The organism is Paenibacillus sp. OV219, assembly GCF_900110075.1.
Classification (GTDB): domain Bacteria; phylum Bacillota; class Bacilli; order Paenibacillales; family Paenibacillaceae; genus Paenibacillus_Z.
Genome location: NZ_FOCJ01000003.1, coordinates 431,684 through 448,669, shown reverse-complemented (window position 1 = coordinate 448,669; position 16,986 = coordinate 431,684). Strand labels below are relative to the sequence as shown.

Sequence of the window (16,986 nt, the reverse complement as noted above, 5' to 3'; positions counted from 1 at the left end):
TCCCAATTCCTTACTAACCCAGAATAAATGCTAACATTCTCTCGGAACGCTGACCCGTTACTAATTAAAATAAGCCCGTTATTTGCTAATTCCAGCAAAATAACAGGCTTATTTTGAATTATACCGATACTTGTTTTGTTTTAAGGAGAAGGTCGCACAGCTCTCTCACACAGCCTTGACCTCCACCAAGCTCACACACATAAGACACCCTAGCGCGCACATCCGGATGAGCATCTTTAGGGGATGCCGATATTGCCGATTCCAGTAAGCACTCCAGATCGTTCACATCATCACCGATATATGCCGTGGATTGGAACGAAAACTCGGGGTTATCGCGGAAAAATTGGTTCAAGAACGCCTTTTTGTCTTTGATTCCCATATATAAATAATCAACCTTCAGCTTCAACCCTCTTGCCCGCACAACCTCAATGTCTTCTGCGGTAAGAAGCATCACCTTTATACCAGATAGTTTCAAGAGCTCGATGCCTTTACCGTCTCGCGTATTAAACTTCTTTAATTCCTGGCCATCCGTCGAATAATACATTCCCGCATCGGTTAGTACACCATCAACATCAGAGACGAGCAGTTTAATATCCTCGGTGCTCTTTAGTTGCTTCGAAACCCCTGCAGAAAGCTGCTTCGCTTTCAATTGTTCGCAAATGATCCAGTCCGATGGTTCATCCAGCTCAAAATAGGATACTTCAGGCATCTCGTATACCGTGATATCCCCTGAAATTCTGCACTGAGAAGCAAGCAGATTTTCCCGACCGGTAATATAAAATGCGCCATTCTCCACGAAGTAACCATCCCAATCCTGCCTGCGAGGCCGCTGATTCGGATCATAGTTAATTGGCGCTGCATGCCCCGATTCCTCTGACCATATAAACCGCTTCTGTCGGACGACAGAAACCAGACTATCTGCTTGCGACTGAGCGAGTTTATGCAGTGCACCTTGCAAATCTTTCGATTCCAGCAACGGAGATGTCGCTTGCACAAGGATAATGCGATCTGCGTTCGTATTCTCCGCAAACTCTAGCAAAGCTATCTCCGTCGATGCCGTATCATGGGCGCTTTCAGCACTCCGACCAATTACAACAACCTTCGATAAACCGAAGCTTTCAACGGCTTCTCGAATCTGGTTATCATCAGTTGCGACGTACACACAGTCAATCTCTTCGCATTCAGCGGCAGCCGCCACGGTCCAATAGACTAGCGGCTTTCCACAAAACGGCTTAATATTCTTAAGCGGAATACTTTTACTACCGCCTCTTACAGGAATAAAGGCTACCGTGCCTAGTGGTTTCTCCATTTTAATTTGTCCCTTTGTTCGATTTCGATCTCAAGTAGATCTTGTTCTTTATAAGTAAGCGATTTTTGAACCGCACGTAAGTCTCTTGCTAATCTCCGCAAGCCATCTGGCTCCAAGCTAGCTGCGTGATCCGTACCTTTCCAGGTTCTATTCAATGTATAATGTCTCTCAATGGTTGTCGCACCAAGCGTATACGCAGCAATATCTACTGAAATTCCATTGTGATGACCAGAGAATCCAATTTCTTTCACAATGCTTCCATAGGACTCACGGAGTCTAGAAATCTCTCTTAAACAAATATCTTCAAATGGGACAGGATAACCGGAAGTACAGCTGTAGAGCACAACGTCCTTCGCCCGTTTATTCTTAACGAAGAAGTCTAGGATATCTCTCTCTTCCTGCTTTGTCGTCATCCCTAGGGAGAGGTGAATCTCACCCTCATACTCGCTGCATAGAAAACCTAGCATATCGAAATGTAAGTTCAATGCGGATGGGATTTTAATGAATTGTGGCTTCAATGCAGCAATTTCTTGCGCTGAAGTTAAATCCCATACAGAGGTACTATACGCAAGATCGTACTGCTCGCACCAAGCCTTTAATTGCTTATGCTGATCGACATCAAACTCCAAAAATTCACGGTGTTGCCCGTAAGTAGAACCATACGATTGATGTGGATTAGGATGTGGAGCATGGTATTGTTCTGCTGTTAGCAGCTCTTTATTGTTTCTCTTTTGAAACTTAACCGCATCCACTTTACAGAAGACAGCAGCGGTCATAATTAATTCCTTCGCGATCTCCATATCACCTTTATGATTACATCCGATCTCTGCAATTACTCTAGGTCGCATAAAAATTCTCCTTTAAGATAGTGTAATAGCAAGGTGATTTATCGTGTTATACATGCAAATAGCGTATCGCACATACCCGCGCTTGCTAGTTGCTTCTCATAAGCGCTATGTAACTCAGGGGCATTCATAAAATCCCAAACCTGATGTCCACCTGGCTTATTCCTCGACAGCCAGTGCAGATGGTTGGACAATGGATACCGCTGTACTTGTTTAATATAATGAACTTTATACCCAGCAAGCTCAGCCACTTTACTCAATGTTTCAGGTGTAAATAAGAATAAATGGCAGCTCCAGTATGTGAAATCGGCGAACGGCTTCGAATCAAATAGCGTAAGTAAAGCATCGTTCGCACTTGGCACTTCGATAATCAGCTTCCCATTGGCTGAAAGAGACTCTTTCAATCGTTTAAGCATTGCCACTGGATCAGGCAGATGCTCCAAAACATGAAACAGTGTGATCAAATCGTATTCACCCGTTATTTCTTCCACTGATCTAAACGTTTGAATTTGATCCACTTCATTCAATGCCTGCCGAATGGTGCTATCCAACTCGACCCCGCCCACAGACTGGCTAATCTCCTGCGCAAGTTTCAGGAATCCTCCCCCACCGCAGCCGAAGTCTAGCACTCGCTTATTCAAGATCGATTCTTTAAGCGCTTGATATCTTCTTAAATCATCATTGGATGAATTAATTCTATATTTCCTTAAATCAACGGATCCCCCTAGCATAGAAGAATCTTCATAGAATTGATCGTTAATATGATTAAAGGAAGATAAGAAAACGAGTCCGCAGCTTTGACATTCCATTACGTTAATATCCGCATTGTCACGAACTCTGTCATGTCGTTGAACAATCTGTTCCTTATGGCATAAGTAACATGCTGTATTCAGTGAAATCGCTCCTCCTTAAGGGCTTATGAACCGAGTATATCACTAGACCATGCGGTCATTAACGGGAAGTATTTGGCAATGAATCGCGATGCTGGCAATTAAGCTTTATACTTCTCATACACGTTCAACACCGCTGCTATAACGCTCTCTACATCTTCTCTTGTCATCTTCGGAAAAAGAGGTAATGAAATCGTCGTATTATAGTAGCTTTCGGCATTGGAGCAATACGTTTCAGAATAACCATGCTTCTGATAATACGGCTGTTTATAGACGGGTATATAGTGGACGTTAACCCCGATATTCGCTGCTCGGAGCGCTTCGAAGAGCTCTTTGCGACCCACTTTAAATTGGTTTAAGTGAAAGCGAAGCACGTAGAGATGCCAGCTCGAGTTTGCATCCTCGTGCTGCTTCGGAATGATTAGTCCTTCCATGTCACCAAAAGCCATATTATAGTGCTCAGCAATTTCTCTTCTTCTTGCAACGAATAGATCAAGCTTGTCCATCTGCGATACACCTAGAGCCGCCTGGATATCTGTCATCCGGTAATTAAACCCCAGCTCTTGCATTTCGTAATACCATGGTCCATCATTCTTCTCTAGCAGAGCAGCATCACGCGTCATGCCATGATTACGGAACAAGAGAAGAAGTTTATACAATTTCTCATTATCGGTTACAATCATGCCGCCTTCGCCGGTCGTAATATGCTTAACCGGATGAAAGCTAAACATGGTCATATCGCCGAAGGTGCCGACTTTACGCCCCTGATAGGAGGCTCCGAGCGAATGGGCAGCATCATGAATGATGGTTAAGCCGTGGTCTCTTGCTATCATTTCGATACGATCCATCTCAGCTGGCTGCCCCGTGAAGTCAACCGCAATAATGGCTTTTGTCCGATCTGTCAGTTTTGCTTCAATTTGAGCCGGATCTAGATTGTAGGTCTGCGAGTCAATATCAGCAAATACCGGCTTCCCTCCCATATATAACACACAGTTGCTGCTAGCTAAGAAGGTAACTGGTGTTGTAATGACTTCATCCATAGGTTTAATATCGGCAGCAAAGCACGCTCCGTGAAGTGCAGCTGTGCCGTTACAGAATGCAACCGCATATTTGACTCCTACATACTCGGCAACCTTGCGCTCGAATCGCTCGATCTGTGGACCTTGTGTAATGAAATCACTCTTTAGCACATTTATGACTGCTTCTATATCGTCATCTTCCAGCCACTGTTTTCCATACGGCAATAATGTTTCCCGGGTTGGTAAGCTATCACTCATTGTAAGATCCACCTTTCATCCATTACCTGCAGGCCACTTCAACGACTATTAGGTCGAATTCTCTTAAGCATTGTATAGCAGGCGCAGCCACTTCATTAAGCGGCTGCGCCTGTTTGATACCCTTAAATTAAGTTTGTCGTACGAATCCATTCCTCGGTCAATTGAATGCCTTCTTCGAGCGAAACAGTAGGGGTCCAGTCCAGCAACCGATTTGCTTTATCTGAATTGCAAAGCAGCTTCTGAATTTCGCTCTGCGGGTGGATATGCTCCACATGAACGATTCGCGACTCGTCACCTACAATTGTTTTTGCCAAGTCGTTTATCGTAATGTCACGGCCTAAACCTGCGTTCACGATTTCACCGTCTACACGATCCGTATAACCGCTTTGCACCACGAAACGGGCACAATCGGATACGTAAAGCAGATCTCTCGTCTGCGTACCTTCACCATAGATCGCTAACGGACGACCTGCCAATTTATTTTTAATAAAGATTGCGACTACGCCGCCTTCGCCACCCGTTTTTTGAAACGGACCATACGTATTGAAAGGACGAATGACAACCGCCGGCAATCCATAGGCGTGGTAATAAGAAAGCACCATATTCTCCGCGGCAATCTTAGCACCTGCATATGGAGAGGCAGGCTTAATCGGGTGCGCCTCCGTAATCCCGGAAGCATCGGTACAGCGGTCATAGACCATACATGTGCTCATAAACACGACTTTCGTGCGATGCTTGCGGCATTGCTCCAATATATTAAACGTACCGATTGTGTCGTTATTAAAAGTTGTACCTGGATCATCAATAGAATCCTGTACATTAATAGAAGCACCCAAGTGATAACAGATATCAAAACGATGTGCATCGAACAACTCTTCCAGAAGCGCCTCATTCAAGATGGTGCCTTCTATGAAGGATTTCAAGCCCTGATGATTCCGGAGCTCTTCAATATTCTCTTCTCGTCCATTCGATAGATCATCAAGTATCCATACCTGATGTCCATCCTCGAGCAACTGCTTCGCAACCCATCTGCCAATAAAGCCGGCCCCGCCGGTAAGTAGGATATTCAACTGCCTACACCCCTAATGTAAGTATTTCGTAGTCATGCCATGAATGCTATTCGCCTTGATCCATCATGACTGAAGCGACCTGATTGCCAGTTATATCGGTTCGGCTTTCGGTTAGCTCGAAAGCTCTGCGACTCATGGCCAGTAGCTCTTCAGGCGAATGCATCGCCTTATGTATCCTATCGGCATAAAGGGCTGCAGATGTTTGTTCATGGCCGCCGGCAGCCCATATAGCCCCGGCTTGTTCAGCCGCTCCAACGCTGTCGATCTGATTATCCGCAACAACCGTCACGGCGGAAGGCAATCCAAGGTAGCAGCGTTCCCACATTGCAATTCCTCCCGCCCCCAGCGCGAAATCGGCCCCTACCAGAAGCTCGGCCATATTCTCCACTTGAACATGTAAAGTTACGTTCGGGATGCTGTCACATCGTTGGATGACTTCTTGTCTAAACGGATTGGCTTCGCCAATGACAACATCGACTTGTTGTTCTCTCAGCCTGAGATCGTCGACAGCCTGCAGCGCTTTTACGGTTTCATTGGTAGGATCACTGCCTCCGAAAAACAGAAGCAGTCTCTGCACCTTACCCGTTCTCTCCCGCATTGATCGCCGCATGGTATAGAACAAAGGGCGAAGCAACAAATACTTCGGTCCGAGCAGAAGCCTGCACTCAGGCTCCACCAGATTCTCATACCTCGTATGCATATCGGCATAAGCATTCTGATCAAGCAGCAAATCGCAGCAGTGCTTGCGGTTAGCAAGATCGTCTATAACGAGAACCTGCTTGGCGTACGGCCTCACGGCCTCCTCCCAGCGACTGTCGATTCCATAATGGTCAACGACCAGCCAATCCGCATCCCATTGTTTCAGAACATGGATCGTACGGTCTGCGTCATCTGCCCAAGATCCAACTTGAAGAGCCCGCTCATCTTCAATCCATTCTACCTCGTAGCCGCGCTGCAGGAGATAAGCTCCAAGATTACCCTCCAAAGGGCGGCAAATAAATAAAGAGCGGCAGCCGTATTTGGCCTTGCTAAGCTCATCCGCAAGTGTCAGACAGCGCATCATATGACCTGTACCCATTGCAGAAGAAGCATCTACACGAAACACGATCTGTTTCACTGTTTTACACCACCGGTTTTTGCTCAATATGCGCGTTAAGCTTGGCAATTTCATGGTGCTGGTTCAGATAGGCCACTACTTCACTCGAAGGTACCAGCTTATCACCCTGGAATGCGCTCGCAACCGCCTTGCACAGTTCATAATCCTCTTCCGTATCCAATGTAATGCGCAGCTCAGGATAGCGAATCGCTCGCGATGCCTCGTACTCGGTTCGAGTGAATTCTCCCGGATACTCGTATGCATAGTAAGTAACATGCTCCCGATGGCGAGACTCCAGACCAACTTCATGAATACGTAACAACGCTTCATAGGAGATAAGCTCAACAACTAATCCCCGCGGCAAGCTCCCCTTTACAACGACAAGATCGGAAGGCTGAGCAGCCATCTCAGCAATGACTCCATTTGCAAGATGATAGTCAACGAAAGGACAATCCGACGTCACCCGCATCACATAGGTCGGCATCGATGATGCAGCCGCTTCAACATATCGCGACAGCACATCGTCTTCTGATCCACGGTAACAAGCCACTTGATGATCGTCACACCATCTCTCGATCGCATCATCCTGCTCAAGCCTTGAAGTTGCAACAATGACTTCCACATTGCCTTCAACTTGTCTACAACGACTCACCACATAATCAAGCACACAGCTATTCCCGAGCGGCATTAATACTTTACCTGGTAGACGGGAGGAACCCATTCGGGCTTGTATAATAATTGCTATCTTCATGTACGGGCTTCCCCTTACGAAATAGTTTGTTCATCCAAACAAGCAGCTAAAGAAGCAGCTCCCAATGAAGAGGCGTCCCTTGCTTCACGTCTTGTTTTACGGCTTTGCCCAAAATCAAATCGAAATATTTCGGAGCCATGCCTGCACCGGGACGAATCGCACGCACGCATTCTTTGCTCAGCACATCCCCAGCTTTCATATCTTTCACGATATAAAGGGAACGTCTATGTTTCATCGAAGGCTTCTCGGCCTCGGTCGCTCCATATTGGATTTTGCCCAAGCTCATCCACGCCTGCTCAGACTCCAAGACCAGCAGTTTCATCTCCGCAGGTTCGAGTGAGAATGCGGAATCAACGCCGCCTTCCGCACGGGAGAGAGTGAAGTGCTTCTCAATGACACACCCGCCGAGCGCTACACTTGCGACACTGACACCAACGCCAAGCGTATGATCAGAGATACCCACATGACAATTGAAGAGCTCGCTCAAATGAGGCATCGTCATTAGATTCGAGTTGGATGCAGATGCCGGGTACGTGCTTGTACATTTCAGCAATACGATATTCTCGCAGCCCGCTTCACGAGCAGCTCTCACCGTCTCGTCCAGCTCCGCAATCGAAGCCATCCCTGTCGAGATAATAAGAGGCTTGCCTGTGCTCGCTACCTTACGAATAAGAGGAAGATCTGTATTCTCAAAGGATGCGATTTTATAAGCCGGCACATCCAAGCTTTCCAGGAAATCAACAGCCGTTTCATCAAATGGCGTGCTGAATGGAATGATTCCGCGTTCTCTGCAGCGATTGAAGATCGGTTCATGCCACTCCCAAGGCGTATACGCTTCTTGATAGAGCTTATACAAGGAAGCACCCTGCCATAGACTTGCAGAATCGCTAATGAAGAAATCTCCCTCACTGATATCAAGCGTCATTGTGTCCGCCGTGTACGTCTGCAGCTTCAAGGCGTCAACGCCAGCGTCCGCTGCAGCATCGACAATGGCGAGTGCACGCTCCAATGATTGATTGTGGTTGCCCGACATTTCCGCAATAACGAACGGTTTATGATTGCTGCCGATGAGCCGGCCGGCAATTTGGAATTGTTGTTTCATATGAATGCTCCCTTATTTAAGAATTCGGTTCACGCACTTATGTTTGCCTTACAGTCTCCAATCAAGAAGACCCTCTACCGCCGTCACATCGAGAGCTGGTATGCCAAGACGTTCAGCAACCTGCTTACGCTCCAAGTACGCATCGTCAATAAAGATCGCTTTATGCGGTGCCATATGCTTATATTTCTCATCTGCCCGCTCCAGCCAGATTACGGAATCAAAAATCGCGGTTAACCTGAACTTCTCTAATGTCTCATCTAACTGGTAGGCATGCTTCGTAATGAGATGAATCTTCTTCCCTTGATTACGACACTGATAGAGAAAGGCAATCATCATGGGATTGATCTGATTATGAATGATGATCGTATCATCCAAATCGACATATACGACATCGTACTCGTAATGGCATCGATAACGGTTTGCTGCAAAATCAGATTTTAGAGAAAGCACGATTGGGCTCTCTTTCACCTCAATAGCATGTCCCATACGATCAAATAGGCTTAGAGCGGCCAGATTCACGTTTTTGTTACGGTGGACTGCCATCTCTGGCGAAATGCCAAACCGTAAATCATCGAGGTGCCATATCCTCTCACTATTCAGCCCAACCGCGAACGACCAAGCGCCTCGCGTGTGCAAGCGCTCATTAATGGCCTTCGCATAGTTCCCCAAACTTCTTTGTACCACATCGGGAATAACCAGCGCGATCTCGCTCTCGTTCGAATAGTCTAGGATGCCAACATATTTCAGCACTCTCGCATGATCCGTAAAACAATGAATACGGTACTTGAAAGCGCTAGTCGGAACTGCTGCAGCCTCATTCTCTTCCAGTGACATAGAATCTATTTCGCGAAACAAATCATCCGGATTGTCGGCTATCAAACATGCCCGGTAATCAGGCGCTGCCACTACAGCACTGTGAATGGCCTCATACCTCGATAAGGTCCTCATCGCCGCTTGACTCGCGGGGAATATGAAATCGATCTGATACTCGTCTACGACTCGCTCCAAATCACGAATAAATAGAGGCAATGTGTCATCAAGCTCACCAATATAATTGGCATACACGAGAGCCCCCCTATCATCTGACTGCGCTCCCGCACCGAATAATTGAAACTGCCTCATTGGTCCGAGTGCCCGATTGATCTCTAACGCTTCATCGGTATCGCACGGAAAAACCAGTACATTCTTCAAAGTCTCACCCTGCCTTACTCGGTTACAAATACAGCTTCATCATAACGAAGCATCTTCAATCCCCCTTGATAGGGGTGCAAGCCCACCGTCTCAGAAGGATAATGACCAGCAATAAAATGGGAGTAAGGAATACCAGATTGGATCGTCAGTGGAACACCTCCGCCAAAACGCGGATTGACTTCGATAAAGAAGAACATTCCTGTCGATGCTTCTTTAATGCCTTGAATGGTTAATGGCCCTATTAATTGCAGGTGACTGAGCAGCTCCGCAGTCAGACGAGTTAGCTCATCATCAACGACTGTAACCGACTTCGCCACTTCGCCAGCCCGAACATCCAGCCTCTTTCTTGGGACGATAGACAATATCTGTCCATGCTCATTGACGAAAGCATCAATACTATATTCCTGTCCCCGTACAAATCGCTGTACGATCGCATCTTTTACTTTGTTATAACAGGATGCTGCATCCTGAGCATCGGCAATATAAACATCTTTACTTCCCATGCCCGTGCGCGGCTTTACTACCCATTTCGACTCACTGTCAACGCGAGAGAGATCTGGATAAGTTGCAGGCGTAGCAATTCCGTTACTGGTTAAAAACTGAGCAAGCTCATATTTATCCAAACATCGTGCCAGTGCAGCTTCATCCGATACCAACACTTGAACCCCGATCTCCCGGAAGCTCTCTTTACGCTGCGCCATGCCGATTAACTCTGGCTCATACAGCGGCACCAAGACGCTAACCTTCTCGCGAATACACAGCTCGCGTAAAGCTTCGAAGTAACCTGGCTCCCGGAATAACGGTACTTTATATACATTTCGAACGAAGTGGCTGGACGCGCTTTCAGATGGATCGGCATCCGCCCCGATCACATCCCAGCCATTCTCAATGAAGTGGCGGACCAGCTGAACCCTTCTCCCTATGGAAGTAAAAAGTATGGTACGCATCACTTCCACACCTGCCAATCAATGGTTTGATTTAAATATTCAACAAACCGATCTTCCGCATCCGTATCCAGATGATCCTGATCTCTAAAATCATGTATTCCGACGAGTTCGGAATCAAAGCAATCAATGAGCTGAAACTCGAACTGCTCGCGAAGCTCTCCGATGATTTCATGAAATTGTGCTCGCAATGACGGCGAGAAATGCCGCACATATTCCGGATGTTGCGGATGAACGACTAGAATCGGTTTGATTTTATGCGTAGTCAGCAGTTCTAAATAGCTGTGCAGTATCTTCGAATTTCTATCCGTTGAACCCGCATAGTACTTCATAGACACTTTCTCTGCAACGCGTTTGGGCCCTTCAGCGGGTATAACCCGCTTCACGATCCCTCCTCGCTGAGCAGCGCTTAAATTGACCATCTGCTCATAGTTTGCTGGCCCCAGCGGTGACTGGAATAATTCGGTTTGCTTGATGTAGTGACCAACCTCTTCTAGAGCATGCTCATTCAAGTCAGCCTGGGCGACAGTGTCGTTATATCCCAATAACTGCGAGAACCTGCCGACAAGTCCAGGCCAGTTTATCATTCTACTCTTAATCGCACTACTGTCCTGCGAAGCTCTCGTCATCATAAACTCATAATTAAAGCTGTAGCTAGCTATTCCAATAATAGCGAACTTCGGTAACTTGTCTGCCCTTTGATGAATGACATACCGGGCGATGCAATAATCAAGCAGCAAATCCTGACTTGAGAAGGCCAGGTTTAATGCAGCATTCGGCAATAATTGTTCTCTTATGCCAACCGCATAAGAGAGTCCTGTAATGATTGTGTCTATGCAACCGCTTGTCCGTATTTGGCTAATGGCAGAGAAGCTCTTGTAGATATTCCAAGCACTAACAATCTTCATTCTGTCTACACCAAAGGCAACTAGCTGTTCGAATATTGTCCCTAGCGGCCTTTGGGAGATAACAATATAATCTACCTGAGGATCAAGCAGCTGCTCATCATCAGGTACAGTTGCATAGCCGACGACATGAACACAGTGCAAGTCAAGTGCTGATTGAATCTTCTCGCGATCATTCAGATCCTCACCATACATAATGACCTTTATCATCTGATTACCTCTGATTTGGAGTATGAACGGCCAACTGGATAATAATCAAATCCCGCCTGTACAGCTGTTTGAGAACGATACACATTACGTCCATCAATTAAGACCGGATGGTTCATTTGTTGTGAAGCTTTGCTTAAATCGATATGAACAAATTCATCCCATTCTGTCAGCAGACAAACCGCATCACATTGCTTGACGGCCTCCATCGCACTCTGGCACCAAGCGATATTCGGATGTGTAATATGTTGACTGAAATTATGCATGGCAATGGGGTCATATAAGCGTAAGCTCGCACCCATCTCCAGAAGCCTATTTACGATTTGCAATGAAGGCGCCTCTCTCACATCATCCGTTCCCGGCTTAAAGGAGAGCCCCCAAATCGCAATTCGTTTATCTTTCAGTGAGCCAAGCGCATGTGAAAGTTTATCAATGACGCCCCACCGCTGCATTTGGTTCACTTCAACGACAGACTTTAGCAGCTTAAAATCATATTCCACGTTTCCAGCAATCTGAATAAGCGCATCGGTATCTTTAGGGAAACAGGAACCGCCGTACCCAATACCTGCTTGAAGGAAGGACGGCCCTATCCGTTTATCAAGACCCATCCCTTTGGCGACCTCATTAACATCAGCCCCCACCTTCTCACATATGTTTGCAATTTCATTAATAAACGAAATCTTGGTCGCCAAGAATGCGTTGGATGCATACTTAATCATCTCTGCGCTGCGAATGTCCGTGACTATAATTTGTGTAGCAAGCGGCTTATGAAGCTCCGTCATAAGAGCAGCAGCAGGCTCGCTCTCAGCTCCAATGATAATCCGATCCGGGTGAATCGTATCTTGAAGCGCCGTACCTTCACGAAGAAATTCAGGAAGCGATACGGTATAGAACGGCTGCTTCGTATGCTGAAGAATGACTTTCCTGACTCGTTCATTCGTCCCTACAGGTACTGTACTCTTGATAGCTACAATGGCATCTCGCTTTAAGCAAGGAGCTATCTCAATGGCTGCTTCTTCAATAAAACTTAAATTCGCCTCGCCGCTGGGCATCGAAGGCGTTCCTACCGCCAGTATAACAAAATCAGCTGCCTGTACGCCGGAAGAAAGATCAGTCGTAAAGTGCAGCCTCCCCGCTCTAATATTGCGCTCCACCACTTCCGCAAGCCCCGGCTCGTAGATGGGAACGCCTCCCTCATTAAGCACTTGAATCTTCGAGGAGTCTTTATCCACACAAGTAACGTGGTGGCCAAGTTCGGCGTAACAAGTACCCGATACAAGTCCTACATAACCCGTTCCGATCACTGTAATATTCAGTTTGCTCATATCCGAGTTAGTTCCTCCTCGTTCCCTTTAAGGCTTCTACGCCGAATATTCGTTTTCACACATTCCCATACCCGGTACATCCAATCGAGATTTTTTAGTGCGATGATAATAAAGACCGCTTGTGCTAACCAGCCGCTTAATGCTGCTATTGAAATAATAAAGAAGATTGTAAAAATATCGATGCCAGGAATAATTCCTCGGGCAAGTACCCATTGCTTCCAACGGGCTCGATGCAGGCCATGTTTTCTGGCAAAAGGAAGTACAACATTATGGATGACCCACACATCAAACAACATGGTTGCAGGCAATGCTAGCTTCGCCCAGAGCGGTGACTCTACAGCGATAGGCAAACTAATGAACAACACCAACCGTACAATTTGATCACAGAATTGATCCAGTTTCGCACCAAAAGGAGTACATCGGTTCGTTAGGCGAGCCAAATTCCCGTCTGCTCCATCAAAGAAGTGATGCAACTGCAGCAGTATAGCCCCAATCACCCATTGGTGCAGGAGGAATGAAACCCCGACGAGTACACCGAGTGCCCCTGTTATTACCGTGACCACATTAGGGCTCATTCCTAAATCATAAACAAGCTTCGTAAAGAACGGATCAATGAGATGAGCATAGTACCTGTTTATCAAGTACTCATGCTGTCTTCTCTGCCTTACGACATATTTGCTTTTGAATCGCTTATAACGATTTATAAGTGCTGCGAGCATCGTACACTTCACTTCCCTAACAGTTCATTAACTCGCATTAAGTCTTCCTCGAAGTCAATTTCCGTGCAGATAACGTCAGAGATATCAACAGGAACGACGTTCATTCCGTTCGGGATTGCCGTTTCAATCGCCTTCTCGAAGTAGTCCATATCTCCGCACTGCTCTAGCATTTCCAGCAGAAGAGCGGCATCCTCCTGGCTTACTTTATTAATGCCAACAGCTTCCCCGACCGGACTTTCCACCTGCTTCGATACTTCAGCAATATAGCCGTTCTCGTGCATCGTATATTTTACCTCTTCTTCACCAACGACCGCCGTATTAACAGCCATGCAAGAGTGTTTCTCACGAATGAGCCGATCAAGCACAACATGATCAAACACAACATCACCGTTGATCCATATGACATCATGACCTCTTGCTTTCTTCAGTCCGCGGAGCAAGCTCTTAGAGGTATTGGTCGTATCGAAGTAATCATTATAGACAAAGAGCAGCTCTGGAAATGCCTCCATGATCAACTCTTTCTTAAAGCCCACCACGACCGTAATATCATCGATGCTTACATATCGCAGTAATGCTTTAATTTGATTCTGCATGATGCTGCGTCCATTACTCAACAAAGTTAGCGCCTTGGGATGGGGTTTGCCTAGGCGGGAACCAATTCCAGCGGCTAAAATGATTACTTTCATTTTGATATGCGCCCCTCTCTAACGTCTGCCAAAGCCTGCGATGAAGTGCTCGTTCTCTCGAAAGCCCAGGCCTTCAAGCGACTTGGCAATTTCCGTATAGTAGCTGTAACTTGCAATGAAGATCGCCAACTCTGATTGATCTTCTCTTAATAGTGTCTCTGGCGAGCATACCATCTTCTCATGAAAGGCTTGCCCCCATTTGACAGAATTGCTATCAACAAAATAAGAAATGGAACGTCCGCGCTCTGTTAACAGAGCATGCACACGATCTCCTCCACTGCCCGTTCCGTATACGACAATTGTTTTTTTATTCATCAATTGGAGCGCAGGCTCTTGATCCGGCGGGATATAGTTACTCCATGGAGTCTTTATTAAGTAGTCATAATAATCTTGCTTATAGGGATGATCGTTAAGGTAATACCAAGGCTTTGTACTGGAATAGTGAACAATGGCAGGCGAATCGAATACTTCGCTCCACTGCTTCTGCGACCAGCCCAACTCCTCGTGATTTGCATATAGGAAGGATGTTAACTGATTCCATCTTGGATTGACTTCGATCCAATTATCGTTTAACACGGCGTTTAATGCATCTTGATCATGAAAAACAATACGATGTGAGTTATATTTGAGGAACTCTATCGCCCGTTCTTTCACACGACTCTCGACCCATTGTCGCAAATTAATAACCATAACACCCGAATTGAACGTGCTGGATCCATCCGGAATATTAAGCTGATCGTGACGAGTGAAGAATGGCTGTTTCACCGCAGCAACCGCAGTGCCAGATACATCTATATTCCATAACTCTTCAATATCCGCTTTAATGATGATGTCACAGTCTAGAAAAATGCATTTTTCAAACCGATCACAAAACAACTCTGGAATTGCAAGCTTGTAATAAGCTGTATGGCTCATTCGATTACGTACGCCAAACCCGGAATAGAGCGATGGATCCACGGTCAGAAACTCGATATTCGCCCCATACAATCCTGTAATCTCCATCAACTTTGACGTATTATTATCGGAGAGACCCGCAGTAATGACATGTATTTGAACACGCTCGGACTGAGCAGCATTCTCAAACAAAGACGTTAGCATAACCCCTAAGTGTTGAGCATAGTTGTCATCCGTAACTACAATAATCGGAATCATGTTAGATGTATCAAGCATAATAGCCTCGCCCTTATGTATCAATTTTTTAGGAATTCATTTGTTGCTCTAAGAGCTTATCATATCTTGTAGCTAATGCAGGAATATGTGATGCCGTAATAGAATGGTACTTTTTGCCACAGGTTTCTCCATACGCAAGAAGCTCGTTCATAATTCGGCAGTGATTATCAAAATACGCTTTAAGCGATGTATGCATTTCAAAATGCGAGGTATGAGCTTCATAAGCAACCTTTAAGAGCTCGTCATGCTCGACATTTTTACTATGCTCCCAGACCTTCTCTTCGAACTTGTCTGTTCCATCACAACCCATAATATAAATCTCTTGAGCGACCGCCGATGCAATCGGAATGGCGAATCTAGTTACTACATTCCAAGTTTCTTTGACACTTAACTTATCCGTTGCTGGGAAGTGATACAGATCGCTCGACATCGCGAGCCCAATGAATTTATGCTTCATTTCTGGGTAATGCACGGACATGAGCGGCACACAAATATCAGGAATGACTGTATACACCTTGTCTTGCTGCATTAACGACATCGCATTCTGTCTGAATACTTCTCCGAATTTGCAATAGCTGAAGTTAAGCGCATCTGAGGTTGCTAGAATATCGGGTTCAATATGAGCAAGCAGTTCTTTACTTTTTACTGCTCCATTGACGACGACCTTGAAATAGTCATCAAACTTATACTGATATACCGTTTGAAGCGATGGCCCCGTGCCGAACACACAAGCTTGTTTCTTATCCGCATTTCTCTTCAGCATGGAAGCAAAGTTGCTTTCCGATTGCTCTACATAACCCTTCTTATCCTGAGCCGACAATGTCCAATAGTAGAGCCTCCGATAAATATCCGCATCTCTTGTCACGAGATATTTAGGATCTACGCATGCCATCTTAAACTTGTATTCTCTTATGGCTTCATCAGCAAGATTCGCTTTATTCCATACTAGCAGCAGATCGCACTCGTTTAAGTTTGAGGCCAATTCCCCTTTGCTACAATTCGCCGCTTCCGGCAGCAGTATTGTAAGATCATTATAGTTCGGAAGATACCAGTGGACACGCGCCTGCAAATCTTCTAAAGCAGCGGAGTCTTCTACCGGAGGATAGAAGCAAATATGTGTTACCGGCTTTATAAGCAGAGGAAGAAAACTTTCTTCTTCAGAAAGCGCAACCGGCACAGGGAAATGGACTGTGCTATTCGTGATACCTATCGCATACAAATTCTCAGCGAGCACCATCGCCGTTCCATACGAAGCAATCAGATACGTATACCCGCCACGTTGTGCTATCTGCTGAACTTCTTCCAGCGCATGAACTGGCTTGCCCTTAAACTCAGTAATGGTCGGCGAGGTATTCATGAAGAACGCAATTTGCCCCTGCATCGACAATGCGCTCAGTTCTTCATAGTACTGCTCCGCGATCTCCCCTGTACCATATATCACAATCGGTCCGCTCAATTGCTTGACTGGCTCCGGTATTTGATATCTCATTGTATCCCCC

Annotated in this window: 16 protein-coding genes; all 16 read right to left on the bottom strand. The window is 46.0% G+C overall.

All coding sequences use genetic code 11. The annotated features are described in order from the left end of the window. Window positions 1-118: 118 nt before the first annotated feature. The 16 genes from BMY11_RS11680 to BMY11_RS11605 all read right to left on the bottom strand — a co-directional run bounded on the left by BMY11_RS11680 (window position 119) and on the right by BMY11_RS11605 (window position 16,976). Window positions 119-1,309, bottom strand: a complete 1,191-nt coding sequence (locus BMY11_RS11680) for an N-acylneuraminate cytidylyltransferase (RefSeq protein WP_090575542.1) — start codon at window positions 1,307-1,309, stop codon at window positions 119-121. Next, window positions 1,294-2,157 carry an N-acetylneuraminate synthase family protein gene (locus tag BMY11_RS11675; protein ID WP_218150175.1) on the bottom strand — a complete coding sequence of 288 codons (864 nt, stop codon included), beginning with the start codon at window positions 2,155-2,157 and terminating at the stop codon, window positions 1,294-1,296. Before BMY11_RS11675 ends, BMY11_RS11680 begins: the two co-directional genes overlap by 16 nt. A gap of 38 nt (window positions 2,158-2,195) precedes the next feature. Continuing rightward, complete coding sequence (locus tag BMY11_RS11670) at window positions 2,196-2,963, bottom strand: class I SAM-dependent methyltransferase (RefSeq protein ID WP_090575538.1); 768 nt, start codon at window positions 2,961-2,963, stop codon at window positions 2,196-2,198. Window positions 2,964-3,145: 182 nt separating this feature from the next. Next, entirely contained in the window at window positions 3,146-4,321 is a 1,176-nt protein-coding gene (pseC, locus tag BMY11_RS11665) for a UDP-4-amino-4,6-dideoxy-N-acetyl-beta-L-altrosamine transaminase (protein WP_090575535.1), read from the bottom strand. A 122-nt stretch (window positions 4,322-4,443) separates the two neighbouring features. Continuing rightward, entirely contained in the window at window positions 4,444-5,391 is a 948-nt protein-coding gene (locus BMY11_RS11660) for a dTDP-glucose 4,6-dehydratase (RefSeq protein WP_090575532.1), read from the bottom strand. A 46-nt stretch (window positions 5,392-5,437) separates the two neighbouring features. Then, on the bottom strand, window positions 5,438-6,508 hold the full coding sequence (gene pseG / locus BMY11_RS11655) for a UDP-2,4-diacetamido-2,4,6-trideoxy-beta-L-altropyranose hydrolase (protein WP_256217411.1): 1,071 nt from the start codon (window positions 6,506-6,508) through the stop codon (window positions 5,438-5,440). A 4-nt stretch (window positions 6,509-6,512) separates the two neighbouring features. Further along, on the bottom strand, window positions 6,513-7,238 hold the full coding sequence (locus BMY11_RS11650) for a cytidylyltransferase domain-containing protein (RefSeq protein ID WP_090575525.1): 726 nt from the start codon (window positions 7,236-7,238) through the stop codon (window positions 6,513-6,515). Between the two features lie 46 nt (window positions 7,239-7,284). Next, window positions 7,285-8,340: a pseudaminic acid synthase gene (pseI, locus tag BMY11_RS11645; RefSeq protein WP_090575522.1), complete on the bottom strand. Its 1,056-nt coding sequence runs from the start codon at window positions 8,338-8,340 to the stop codon at window positions 7,285-7,287. Window positions 8,341-8,388: 48 nt separating this feature from the next. Continuing rightward, the gene (locus tag BMY11_RS11640; protein ID WP_090575519.1) at window positions 8,389-9,531 is read right to left on the bottom strand and encodes a hypothetical protein; all 1,143 of its coding nucleotides are present in this window, start codon (window positions 9,529-9,531) and stop codon (window positions 8,389-8,391) included. 14 nt (window positions 9,532-9,545) lie between these two features. Continuing rightward, window positions 9,546-10,478 (bottom strand): ATP-grasp domain-containing protein, encoded by a 933-nt coding sequence (locus BMY11_RS11635; RefSeq protein WP_090575515.1) that lies wholly within the window; start codon window positions 10,476-10,478, stop codon window positions 9,546-9,548. Beyond that, entirely contained in the window at window positions 10,478-11,590 is a 1,113-nt protein-coding gene (locus tag BMY11_RS11630) for a hypothetical protein (protein WP_090575513.1), read from the bottom strand. Before BMY11_RS11630 ends, BMY11_RS11635 begins: the two co-directional genes overlap by 1 nt. Beyond that, window positions 11,587-12,903 (bottom strand): UDP-glucose dehydrogenase family protein, encoded by a 1,317-nt coding sequence (locus BMY11_RS11625; protein WP_090575746.1) that lies wholly within the window; start codon window positions 12,901-12,903, stop codon window positions 11,587-11,589. The genes BMY11_RS11630 and BMY11_RS11625 overlap by 4 nt, the downstream gene beginning before the upstream one ends. Window positions 12,904-12,908: 5 nt before the next feature. Then, entirely contained in the window at window positions 12,909-13,631 is a 723-nt protein-coding gene (locus BMY11_RS11620) for a CDP-alcohol phosphatidyltransferase family protein (RefSeq protein ID WP_090575510.1), read from the bottom strand. An 8-nt stretch (window positions 13,632-13,639) separates the two neighbouring features. After that, the gene (locus BMY11_RS11615) at window positions 13,640-14,317 is read right to left on the bottom strand and encodes a phosphocholine cytidylyltransferase family protein (RefSeq protein WP_090575507.1); all 678 of its coding nucleotides are present in this window, start codon (window positions 14,315-14,317) and stop codon (window positions 13,640-13,642) included. An 18-nt stretch (window positions 14,318-14,335) separates the two neighbouring features. Further along, window positions 14,336-15,487: a glycosyltransferase family 8 protein gene (locus tag BMY11_RS11610; RefSeq protein WP_090575504.1), complete on the bottom strand. Its 1,152-nt coding sequence runs from the start codon at window positions 15,485-15,487 to the stop codon at window positions 14,336-14,338. 28 nt (window positions 15,488-15,515) lie between these two features. Continuing rightward, a complete protein-coding gene (locus BMY11_RS11605) occupies window positions 15,516-16,976 on the bottom strand; it encodes a hypothetical protein (protein ID WP_090575501.1) in 1,461 nt (486 codons plus the stop codon). Between the last annotated feature and the right edge of the window lie 10 nt (window positions 16,977-16,986).

What these genes read in the sequence shown, in the direction of transcription:
- BMY11_RS11680 (WP_090575542.1), bottom strand. Translation starts at nt 1,309, where the DNA reads ATGGAGAAACCACTAGGCACGGTAGCCTTTATTCCTGTAAGAGGCGGT.
- BMY11_RS11620 (WP_090575510.1), bottom strand. Translation starts at nt 13,631, where the DNA reads ATGCTCGCAGCACTTATAAATCGTTATAAGCGATTCAAAAGCAAATAT.
- BMY11_RS11630 (WP_090575513.1), bottom strand. Translation starts at nt 11,590, where the DNA reads ATGATAAAGGTCATTATGTATGGTGAGGATCTGAATGATCGCGAGAAG.
- BMY11_RS11615 (WP_090575507.1), bottom strand. Translation starts at nt 14,317, where the DNA reads ATGAAAGTAATCATTTTAGCCGCTGGAATTGGTTCCCGCCTAGGCAAA.
- BMY11_RS11675 (WP_218150175.1), bottom strand. Translation starts at nt 2,157, where the DNA reads ATGCGACCTAGAGTAATTGCAGAGATCGGATGTAATCATAAAGGTGAT.
- BMY11_RS11650 (WP_090575525.1), bottom strand. Translation starts at nt 7,238, where the DNA reads ATGAAGATAGCAATTATTATACAAGCCCGAATGGGTTCCTCCCGTCTA.
- BMY11_RS11635 (WP_090575515.1), bottom strand. Translation starts at nt 10,478, where the DNA reads ATGCGTACCATACTTTTTACTTCCATAGGGAGAAGGGTTCAGCTGGTC.
- BMY11_RS11670 (WP_090575538.1), bottom strand. Translation starts at nt 2,963, where the DNA reads ATGGAATGTCAAAGCTGCGGACTCGTTTTCTTATCTTCCTTTAATCAT.
- BMY11_RS11605 (WP_090575501.1), bottom strand. Translation starts at nt 16,976, where the DNA reads ATGAGATATCAAATACCGGAGCCAGTCAAGCAATTGAGCGGACCGATT.
- pseI (WP_090575522.1), bottom strand. Translation starts at nt 8,340, where the DNA reads ATGAAACAACAATTCCAAATTGCCGGCCGGCTCATCGGCAGCAATCAT.
- pseC (WP_090575535.1), bottom strand. Translation starts at nt 4,321, where the DNA reads ATGAGTGATAGCTTACCAACCCGGGAAACATTATTGCCGTATGGAAAA.
- BMY11_RS11610 (WP_090575504.1), bottom strand. Translation starts at nt 15,487, where the DNA reads ATGCTTGATACATCTAACATGATTCCGATTATTGTAGTTACGGATGAC.